The 10,147-nt window shown below is 70.5% G+C and carries 7 protein-coding genes; 4 read left to right on the top strand and 3 right to left on the bottom strand.

Annotation, left to right across the window (positions count from 1 at the left end):
• Both AB0M47_RS40160 and AB0M47_RS40155 read right to left on the bottom strand, forming a co-directional pair.
• On the bottom strand, positions 1-623 hold a 623-nt coding region (locus AB0M47_RS40160; protein ID WP_363423595.1), incomplete at its 3' end, for a carbohydrate-binding protein.
• A 388-nt stretch (positions 624-1,011) separates the two neighbouring features.
• Positions 1,012-2,478 carry a hypothetical protein gene (locus AB0M47_RS40155; RefSeq protein WP_363423593.1) on the bottom strand — a complete coding sequence of 489 codons (1,467 nt, stop codon included), beginning with the start codon at positions 2,476-2,478 and terminating at the stop codon, positions 1,012-1,014.
• Between the two features lie 126 nt (positions 2,479-2,604).
• On the opposite strand from AB0M47_RS40155, the gene AB0M47_RS40150 reads away from it, so the two are divergent.
• The 4 genes from AB0M47_RS40150 (at position 2,605) to AB0M47_RS40135 (ending at position 8,451) form a co-directional block, all read left to right on the top strand.
• Positions 2,605-3,222 (top strand): dihydrofolate reductase family protein, encoded by a 618-nt coding sequence (locus tag AB0M47_RS40150; protein WP_363423591.1) that lies wholly within the window; start codon positions 2,605-2,607, stop codon positions 3,220-3,222.
• A 17-nt stretch (positions 3,223-3,239) separates the two neighbouring features.
• Positions 3,240-4,220 carry an aldo/keto reductase gene (locus AB0M47_RS40145; RefSeq protein ID WP_363423589.1) on the top strand — a complete coding sequence of 327 codons (981 nt, stop codon included), beginning with the start codon at positions 3,240-3,242 and terminating at the stop codon, positions 4,218-4,220.
• Between the two features lie 89 nt (positions 4,221-4,309).
• Complete coding sequence (locus AB0M47_RS40140; protein WP_363423587.1) at positions 4,310-7,627, top strand: hypothetical protein; 3,318 nt, start codon at positions 4,310-4,312, stop codon at positions 7,625-7,627.
• An 11-nt stretch (positions 7,628-7,638) separates the two neighbouring features.
• Entirely contained in the window at positions 7,639-8,451 is an 813-nt protein-coding gene (locus AB0M47_RS40135; RefSeq protein ID WP_363423585.1) for a hypothetical protein, read from the top strand.
• Here AB0M47_RS40135 and AB0M47_RS40130 read toward each other — a convergent pair.
• Positions 8,405-10,147, bottom strand: a 1,743-nt coding sequence (locus AB0M47_RS40130; protein ID WP_363423583.1) for a transglycosylase domain-containing protein, incomplete at its 5' end; no start/stop codon positions are given. The genes AB0M47_RS40135 and AB0M47_RS40130 overlap by 47 nt on opposite strands.

Here is a 10,147-nt window from a genome sequence, read left to right as displayed (position 1 = left end):
CGATACAGGTTGAACGTCACCGACGCCGGATCCGTACCCAGCAACCGCCAACTCACCATGTTCCCCGAACTGGAGTGCACACTGGTCACACCCCGATTCAACTTCTCCATCTGCCGCCCCTGCTCCACCGGCGGCGTACCACCGGCTTCGACGTCGAGGTAGTCGATGTTGGCCAGGCCGTCGGCGGAGGTCGGGGTCAACCGGATCGTGTTGTTGCCGGCGACCAGCGAGACGGACAGCGTCTTGGTCGCCCAGGTGTCCCAGTTCGCGGTGGCGTCGAACGTCATCGCCGACTGCGCGACCGCGCCGTTGACCAGGACATCGGTCGGCCGTGTCGCGGTGGTGCCGTTGGCGTACCCGATGGTGATCGTCGCCGCCCCGGCCGCCGAGGCCGTCACGGTGAACTGAGCGGCGGCCCCGACGGCGTTCGTGCCGTTGCAGAAGCCGCTGCCGGAGTAGCCGGTGTGGTTCGAGTCGATCGTGCCGTCACAGGTCGACGGCGAGGTCTCGGCTTCATAGCGGGTCCCCGCCGCGGAAGCCGCGGTGACCGTGGTCGTCAGCGCGCCGACCGTCGCCACCGCACAGGCGGTCAGCAACGCGACGCGGCGTTTCGGTGAATGCATGAGGATCTCCCTGAGGTAGATCGCGAGCACAGCGGATTTGAAACGTTAAATGGCCGAATAAGGCGCGGATCATCGCCGTGACCTGGGAAGGTCCAGGACCGGTGAGGTACGAGCGGGCTCAGCGATCAGCGCGGGGCACGACGGCCGGGTAGGCGCCGGCGACTGGGGTTCGATTCATCCGTGGACTCCTTGTGGGATGGGAGCGGGCCGGACCAGTGGGCGCTGGTTGTTCCGGCTCGGGGACGGCGAGGACGACACAGGCGATAGACGGCTGTGACTGCCACGCCTGGGCTGAAGCTAAAACGTTTCAAGAGAGGCGTCAAGGCTTTCCGTGGTTCCTGGCACATCTCCCAGTCCCCACACACCGTCCACTCACGCGGCGACAAGCTCACACCACGACGTTGTCGATCTGGAGGGTCTGCACCGACCCGGCCGGGAACGCCAGGGTGACCGTCTTGCCGCTCAGCCGCGTGTCGCTGCGCGCGGCGTAGCGGTCGCTGCCGGACGGCACCGTCGTCCACCTCGGGACCAGGCCGCCGCTGCCGCCGCTCACCTGGCTGAACGCGGACAGGTCGAAGGTGAGGTTCTGGGCGGCGCCGGTGTTGACCGCCACCACCACCAACCGCCGGGCCGCCGAGTCGTACGCCGCGGCGGCGTACCCGACGCCGGTGTTCAGGATCCGCATGCCCGGCCGGATGTGCCGGGTGAACTGGGCCAGCACGTAGTACTTGGGCTGCACCGCGCCCGGCGTCGAGGTGGCGGGATCGTACTGGATCGCCGACCAGCCGGCACTGGGGTCCATGACCTGCCAGTAGCACCAAGCGGTCGGGTGCAGCCAGGTCCAGTCCAGGCAGATGTCGTGCGCGACGCTCAGGCCGGTGCCGTCGCTGTCGCCGGTCTCGGAGTTCCACAGTTGCTTGCCCGCGCCGTGGACGTCGGTGTAGAGCAGGTCGCGCCGGCCGCCGGTGCCCTGGTAGCCGTGCACGTTGACCTGCCGCACGACGTTCTTGGTCGCGGCGTCGAAGCTGTTCCAGGTGGTCCGCGCCAGGTCGTAGTTGGTCTCGTCGGAGGCGGAGATCCCGACGCCGGTCAGCCCCTGCTGATCCAGCGCCGTACGCAGATTGGCGAGCACGGTCCGCTGGATGGCGGCGTCGACGTGGCAGCCCTCTTGCGTACCGGTGGCCGTCCACCAGCTCGACGAGGGCTCGTTGAACGGGTCGACCGTCCGGAAGTTCACGCCCCAGCTGTCCCGGGCGCGCCGGGCGGTCACCGCCAGGTGGTACGCGTGCTGGCTGTAGTTCCACGACTGGAGGTTGTTGCCGCCGCCGGCCGCCCCGGACGGGTTGTGGTTCAGGCACATCCACCACATCGGCGAGTTGGCGAACAGTTCCGAGATCGCGCCGCGCTGCGTCGCCTTGACCAACGCGGCCCGCTGTTTGGCGTCGGCGTTCCAGTTCCACGCCGACGACGCCGGGTCGGTGTTACGCCAGTCCTGCCAGAACCCTTCGATCTGCTTGAACCGCGGGATGTTGGGCGAGGCGACCATCGGCTCGCCGTCGACCGAGTTCCAGCTCGACGCCCCGAGGTTGTAGCGGGCGATGTTCAGCCCGAGGCCGGGCAGCGTACTGCCGTTGTAGGCCACCGACTTGGTGGTGAAGAAGATGTCGGCGAAGTCGTCCCGATCCCCGAACACGTTCCCCCACCAGGCCAGGGACGTGCCCCAGCCCTCCCAGACGCCGAAGTCGGCGCTCGGCTTGATCGCGATCGTGGCGTCGGCCTCCGCCGCGCCCGCGCCGAGCAGGCCGCCCGCGACGGCCCCACCGGTCGCGGCGAGGATCGACCTCCTGCTGACCATGACAGTCCCCTTTCGTCGGAAAGTGGGAATGTATCAATGTGCTGGCAACCTGGGCCACAACCGGCGTAGCCCGCGTGGGTATGGGAGGATTTGCTGGGTTACCACCCGATGATGTTGGAGGAACCCATGGCAGAGCTGCTCGTCGACTTCATCACCTCGCTCGACGGCTACGGCGCCGCTGAAGGCTGGCCGGGCCTGTGGGGCATGGGCGGCCCCGAGTACTTCGCCTGGCTCGGCGACCAACCCGAGGCGGACTACACCGTCCTGATGGGCGCGAACACGTATCGCGCCATGTCCGGGCTGGCCGCCGAGGGCGAGGAGGGCACCGAGTCCCTCGCGAGCATGCCGACGGTCGTGTTCTCCCGCTCGCTGACGGCCCCGTTGTCCTGGCCCAACAGCAGCCTCGTGGCCGAGGACGCCGTCGAGGCCGTCCGCGGCATGAAGGACAGCGGGACCTCGATGCGGACGATCGGCAGCCTCGCGCTGTGCCGTTCCCTGCTGAAGGCGGGCCTGGTGGACCGTTTCCGAGTCGTCGTCTTCCCGGTGATCAACGGCAGCACCGGCCAGGAGCGGATCTACGACGGGTACCCCGACGTCCGGCTCGACCTGCTGACGAGCCGCACGTTCGACGGCCGCCTCCAGCTCCTCGAGTACGCGCCCACTGTCCTCACTGGACCGCCCGGCGAGCCGGCCGACACCGATCCGCCCGGCGAGCCGGCCGAAGCCGGATCGGCCGGTGCGTAAGCCGTAGGGTGACGATCATGCAGTACACACGACTGGGCACCACCGGCATGTCGGTATCCCGGATCTGCCTCGGCATGATGAGCTTCGGCGACCAGGTGAAACGGGCCTGGACGCTCAACCAGGAGCAGGCCGAGCCGCTCGTCCGCCAGGCGGTCGAGGCGGGCGTCACGTTCTTCGACACCGCGGACGTCTACTCCGACGGCGTGAGCGAGCAGATCACCGGCCGGTTGCTCGGCAAGCTGTTCGAACGCCGCGAGGACTACGTCCTGGCGACCAAGGTCTACTCGCCGATGGGCCGTGGCCTGAACGACCGGGGCCTGTCCCGCAAGCACATCCTGGCCGGCATCGACGCCTCGCTGCGCCGGCTCGGCACCGACTACGTCGACCTCTACCAGATCCACCGCTGGGACGACGAGACGCCGATCGAGGAGACCATGCAGGCGCTCCACGACGTCGTCCGGGCCGGCAAGGCCCGCTACATCGGAGCGTCCAGCATGTACGCCTGGCAGTTCGCCAAGGCCCAGCACACCGCCGAACGTCTCGGCCTGACGAGGTTCGTCTCCATGCAGAACCACTACAACCTGGTGTACCGCGAGGAGGAGCGGGAGATGAACCCGCTCTGCGCCGATCAGGGCGTCGGGCTGGTGCCGTGGAGCCCGCTCGCGCGCGGTCTGCTCGCCGGGAACCGGGAACGGGGCGGCCAGACGTTGACGGTACGCGCCGCCAACGACGCGTTCGCCGAAACCCTGTACGTCGACAACGACTTCGACGTGGTCGACGCCGTCCGGGCGGTGGCCGGGGCGCGCGGCGTACCGGCGGCGCAGGTCGCGCTGGCCTGGCTGCTCGGCAAGCCGGTGGTCAGCGCGCCGATCGTCGGGGCGACCAAACCAGGCCACGTGACGGACGCGGTGGCCGCCGTGGATCTGCGGCTCACGGCGGACGAGGTGGCGCAGTTGGAGGCGCCGTACCGGCCGCACGCCATCCTCGGCCACAACTGATCGCCGACCGGAGCGATCCGGCCGAGGCCTGATCCACCCGGCGCGTAAAGGGAACGCGTCGCCGAAGATCACCGGGCAGAATGTCGACCGTGATCAGCGCCGCTTCGCTCCGCCAGTCCGTCGACAAGCTCTCCTACCCACACCGCGTACGCCTGCTGGCCCAGCACGCTCGCCGGACGGCAGGTACGCCGGAGTTTGCGGCGGTAGTGGCCGAACTGGGCACCGGCGACGCTTTCAGCCGGGAGATGGCGGTGTTGCTCGCCGGAGTGGCGCAGGACGGGGCCGCCCTGCGTCCCTTCCTCACCGATCCCGACGGCGTGATCCGGGCGCGGGCGACGAAGCTGTGGCTGCTCAGCGGAGCCGCCGAGCACTCGGCGGTGCAGGAGTTGCTCGACGACGCCCCGCTCGCGACCCGGCAGGTGGTCTACGGCCTGCTGCGGCGCAAGCGCAGCCGGGTTCGGCTGCCCGGCTTGGCCGACGCGATCGTCGACGGCGTCCGCGCCCGGTTCGGCGACGACGAGGCCAGCCGTCTGCTGCCCGCCTGCACGCCGGAGACGGTGGCGCGGCTGCTCCCCGAACTCGGCCCGCGCAGCACCTGGAACGCGACCGTCACGGCGCATCCGTTGCCGGCGCTGGCCGAGGCCCGGCGGCAGCTCGCCGACCTCCCGGAGCCGCAACGCAAGAGCTGGTGGAACTGGCCCGGCGGGGGCATCCTCAGCGCGTCGGCGACGCAGCCGGAAGCTGTGCTGGACCTGCTGGCCGAGTACGCCCCGGCGACCAACCTGCCCGGGGGCGGCATCGATCACGTCCGGCTCGCCAAGGCGTACCCGGAGCGGTTCCTGGCGCTGATGCTGGAGCCGCGGCGTTCCAGCTGGTTGCGTCGCGCCACGCTGCCGCGGCCGTTGCTGTCGGCGTTCCGGCGATTGCCCGACGATCAGCTCGTCCAGCTCGCGGTACGCCTGCGGGAGGCCGGTCGGCTGCCGGAGCTGCTGGCCCGGCTGGCCCCGAGTCGCCGTGGCGCGATCTTCGACGGCGCGTACGCCGGTGTCGACCGGACCCAGCTGATGCTGCCCGACGTCCACCTGGAGGTGCTGCCCTGGCAGCGGCGGGTCGCCGAGGCCCGGCGCATGCTGGCGCTGGAGCGTACGCAGACGACAGCGCTGCGGGTTCGGCTGACCGGGTTCCTGCCCTGGGCCGAAGCCGAACCGGAGCTGCTGGCGGCGGCCCGCTCCCCGGTCGCCGACGAGCGCGGGTACGCGTACGAGCACCTCGCGTGGTGTGCGGCCAGGTCGTCCGATCCGGCGGTCGTCACCCAGCTGGTCCAGCATCTGCTGCGGCTGCGCAACGAACAGGACCCGGTCCGGTCACGCGCCCTCGCAGCGTTGGCGGCCGTCGCGCCGCGGCTGATCGAACCGGCGGCGGTCGACGGCTTGACGACCGTCTTCGGCGACGCGCTGGCCGCCCGCGACGCGTCGGCGACGACCCGCTCGGCGATTCAGCAGGTCGCCCTCGGGGTGCTGGTGACGCACGCCGCCGACGCCACGCTGAGCCAAGCCGCGCTGTTGTGGCTGGAGGCGTTGTTCGGCGACGATCGGCTGCCCTACCTCGGTCGGCTGGAACTGCGGCGTGGGCAAGAGCACCAGGCGTTCGCGGCGGTGCGCGAGTGGATCGACAACGGTGTGCGTCGCAACAAGTACGCGCTGCTCCTCGCCTTCACGACGGCGCTCGGGCGTCGTGCGTACAACTTGGTTGATCTGCAGGCGATGCTGCGCGAGACGATCCGCGTGGGCCGGCCGTCCACTGTGGTGCGAAGCGCGATCGAGCTGTGGCTGGACGATCCCGCGCATCGTGACACGCGGGTCGAGGAGGTGCTCCGCGCGGATCTGTCGACGATCGCTTTGCCCACGGTGTGGTCGATCGTGCAGGCCCGGCGCACCGACCTGCTGGACCTGGTGCTGGGCAGAAAGGCCCCGGCGGGCGCGTTCATCGCGAAGGGCGCGCGTTGGGTGCCCGGCTACGCGAGCCACGTGCGGCGCTGGCTGCCGCGGCACCGCGCCCGGTGGGTCGAACTGCTGAGCGGTGTCGTGGCCGACGCCGGCGCGACCGTCAGCGCCCGCTGCTCGGCGATCTGGTCCGCGGCGCGCGTGCCGGACCTCGGCTGGGCGGTCGCCGAGCGCTGGCACGACTCCCCCAACGTCGCGCTCGCCGAGGCCGCGCTCGGCGCGCTGCCGTGGACCGACCGGCCGGCCGAGGCGCTGCCGCTCCTGCTCGCGCACACCGGCGACGACCGCGCGCGGGTCGCCGCCTATGCCCTGCGCCGCGCCGCGCGGTTCGTCACGCCCAGCGCGCTCGGCGAAGTGGTCACGACCGCGCTCGCCGGTCCGCTCAAGGTGACCAGCCGCAAGGAGATCACGCGGCTCGCCGCCGACTTCTCGGTGCCTCAGGCCAGCATCATCTTGTACGCCGAGTGGAGCCGGCCGGACGCGCATCGTGACGTGCGGGCCGCCCTCATCGGGGTGGCGCGCCTTCGCCTGGAGCAACCGTCCTCGTGGCCGATCCTCACCGAGGCGGCCGAGTCCGGCGGGTACGCCGCGGTGGTGGCGCTCGGCGCTGCCTACCCGATGCTGCTGCCCGACCACGCCCGTACGCGATACGCCGCGCTGATCCTGGCGGGCTGCCGCAGCTCCAACGAGAAGGCAGCCGACCACGCGTGGGCCCGCGTGCCGACGTGGGCCGCCTGGGCCGACGGTCTCGACGCCACGATCATGGCGGGCCTGACCGACCTGTCCCCGACGGGCCCCGGCCTGGCCGCCATCGCCACGCTCGTCACGTTGCTGCGTACGGGAGCCGGACAATCCACTGCCGACAGTGTCCTGCGCTGGCTGGTCGAGCTGGCGGTCGCGGACCCGGACGACGATCCGCAGCGCGACCGCGTACCGCTGCGGCGTGCCCAGTCGACGCTGTCCGCGATCGCGACCGCCGTCCGCACCGACGACACCGGCTTCGACCGCGACGCCCTGGCCGACCTCGCCCGCTACGCCGCGGCCCACGATCCGCTGCTGGTCGACGCCGTGTCGCTGCTCGTCCAGGTCACCGGCGAACATGACGTCGCCGAGATCTGCGACCGCCTGGCCGACCGGCCGGTGGCCGCGGCCGCCGTCGCCGATCTCGTCCGGGCGGCCGGCGTACGCCGCGAGTGGGCCCGCGAAGTCGCGCCGCGTCTGGCCGAAAGCCTGCGGCAGCGGGGCGACCTCGCCGGTGGCCTGACCGCCGTCGCGCTGTCCCGGCTCGGCGACACGGTCGGATTCGCCGAGCCGTACCGGGAGCTGGTCCGCAGCCTGCGTACGCATCCGGTCGCCGACGTCCGGGACGCCGCGTACGCGATCCGCCTCAGCGACCACGTGTAATGATCAACTCGATGACTGCCATCCTCCTGGCCAAACTGGTCCTCGCCCCCGCCCTGGTCGTCGGCTCCACGCTCGCCGGCCGCCGCTGGGGGGCCGCGATCGCCGGCGTCCTGGTCTCCCTGCCGATCGTGGCCGGGCCCATCCTGCTGTTCAGCTGGCTCGACCACGGCGACCGGTTCGCGGCCGAAGCGGCGAGCGCCTCCTTGCGGGGCATCGCCGTCCTCGGCGGCTTCGCGTTGCTGTTCTCGGTGCTCTGCGCGTACCTGCCGTGGCCGGTCGTCCTGGGCGTGACCTGGGCCGCCTGCCTCACCGGCGGCGTCCTGATGGGGCAGGTCCACGTCGGTCCGGTCGGCGGGCTGCTGCTGGCGCTGTCGGTCGACGCCGTCTGCTGGTACATCCTCTCCCGACGGCGGGCCGACGCGCCGGTCGCGGTCCAGCCGCGCTGGTGGGACCTGCCCAGCCGAGCCGTCGCGACCGGGCTGCTCGTCGTCACGCTGACCACGGCGGCGTCGGCGCTCGGGCCGGAGATGACCGGCGTGCTGGCGCCCTTTCCGATCGCGACCAGTGTCGTGGCGGCGTTCGCCCTGGCTCAGGCCGGGCCCGCCACCGCCGTGGCCACCCTCGCGGGAGTTCTGCGCGGCCTGCCCGGGTTCGCGATCTTCTGTTTCGTGGTCGCGCTGCTCGTCGAACGGCTGGGCGGACCGGCGGCCTTCGCGGCGGGCACTGCCGCCGCGTTGGCCACCGCGTTCCTGCTCCGGCCTCGCGTACGCGGGACGATCACGTCGGCGGCGCCGTCGGGTTCGGCGACTCCGTCGCGCAGTTGACCATCGGGATGCAGGCCGGCGTGGTCGGCGTGATCGGCGTCGGCGACACGCCGTTGGCGAACTGTACGCCGTCCGATCCGTAGCGCGACGGGTCGGCCAGCTTCTGCTTCGGCAGCTTCTTCGCGTCGCTGTAGTCCTTGATGAACTCCGACCAGACCCGATACGGCGTACCGCCGGAGTTGATGGTCTTGCCGGTCTTCGGGTCGAGCACCGGATAGGAGCCGGCCGCGTTGCCGGTCCAGATGGCGACGGAGAACTGCTTGGTGAAGCCGACGACCCAGGCGTGGGCGTTCGATGTGCTGGGTTGCCAGTTGCCGTTCTTGTCGACCGTGGCCCCCTCCCACGTGCCGGTCTTGGCGGCGACCTGGCGGCCGTCCTGCGCGCCCGACCAGCCGTGATCGGTGAAGACCTTCTCCATGGCGTAGCTGACGTCGTTGGCGATCCGGCGGTTGATGACCTGCTTCGCGGCGAGCTTCTCGCCCTTGCCCTCCACCGGCTCGTACTTGCCAGTGTCCGGGTCCTTCTTCTCGACCTTCAGCACGAAGTGCGGCTTGTTGTAGACGCCGCCGTTGGCGATCGTGGCGACGCCGGTCGCGTGGTCGAGCACCGTGATGCCGTACTGGCCGAAGCCGACCTGGCGGTCGAACGGCGTACGCGACGCGTCGGTCTGGACGCCCTTGGCAGACAGGCTCTCGATGTTGTCGTTGTTCCACATGTAGCGGACACCGGCCTGGTACGCCATCTTCACGACCTTGCCGGGGCCGATCTGCCGGGCGACCCAGTAGAACGGCACGTTGTACGACTTCATGAAGCTGAACTCGAGCGTGCAGTAGTCGCCGCAACTCGGGTTGGACCAGCCGGCGTTGCCCAGGTTCAGCGACTTGTCCGGCTTGGCCTTCCATCGGCTCTGCAGCGACGCCCCGGCTTCCAGCGCCGCGGCCAGCGTGTAGATCTTCATCGACGAGCCCGGCGGGTGCCCGCCGACCAGCGCGCCACCTTGGGTGTTCAGCCCGGCCAGGTCGATCGCCGTGCCGTCGAGGCCGCCGTAGTACGCGATCACGCGGCCGTTCTCGTGATCGATGACCACGCCGGCCGACTCCAGATCCTGCTTCTTCTTGGGATCGGTGACGATCTTGCGGCCGTAGAGTTCGGAGCCCTTGAGATCGGGCCGCGCCGCCGCTTCGAGCTGCTTCTGTGCCTCCGGGTCGATCGTGGTCGTGACCCGGTAGCCGCCGGTCTTGAGTTCCTGCGGCTCGATGCCCTGGGCCTTCAGCTCCTCGTACACGTAATTGATGACATTGCCGGTGGCTGTGCCGGCCGGCGAGCCCGGCTCGACCTTGATCCCCCACTCGGCCGTGGTGGTGACGGTCGAGTACTTGCGGGCCTGCGGGAACTGCTGCTGCGCGCGTTCCTCCGGCGTGATCCACTTCTTCTCGACCATGTTGTCGAGCACGTAGCCCCAGCGGCCCTTCGCCGTGTCCGGGTGCCCCTCGGGGTCGTAGATGCTCAGCTTGCCGCCGTCGTCGTACGGGTCACGGATGACCGAACCCAGCACGGCCGCCTCGGCGATCGACAAGTCCTTGGCGCCCTTGCCGAAGTACGCCTGCGCCGCCTTCTCCACCCCGACGGCGCCCCGGCCGAAGTCGATGGTGTTCAGGTAGAAGCCCATGATCGTGTTCTTGTCGTACTTGTCCTC

Source organism: Hamadaea sp. NPDC051192, assembly GCF_040682475.1.
Classification (GTDB): Bacteria; Actinomycetota; Actinomycetes; order Mycobacteriales; family Micromonosporaceae; genus Hamadaea; species Hamadaea flava.
The sequence above is the reverse complement of the archived record's forward strand: the minus strand, read 5'-3'. Positions and strand labels throughout refer to the sequence as shown.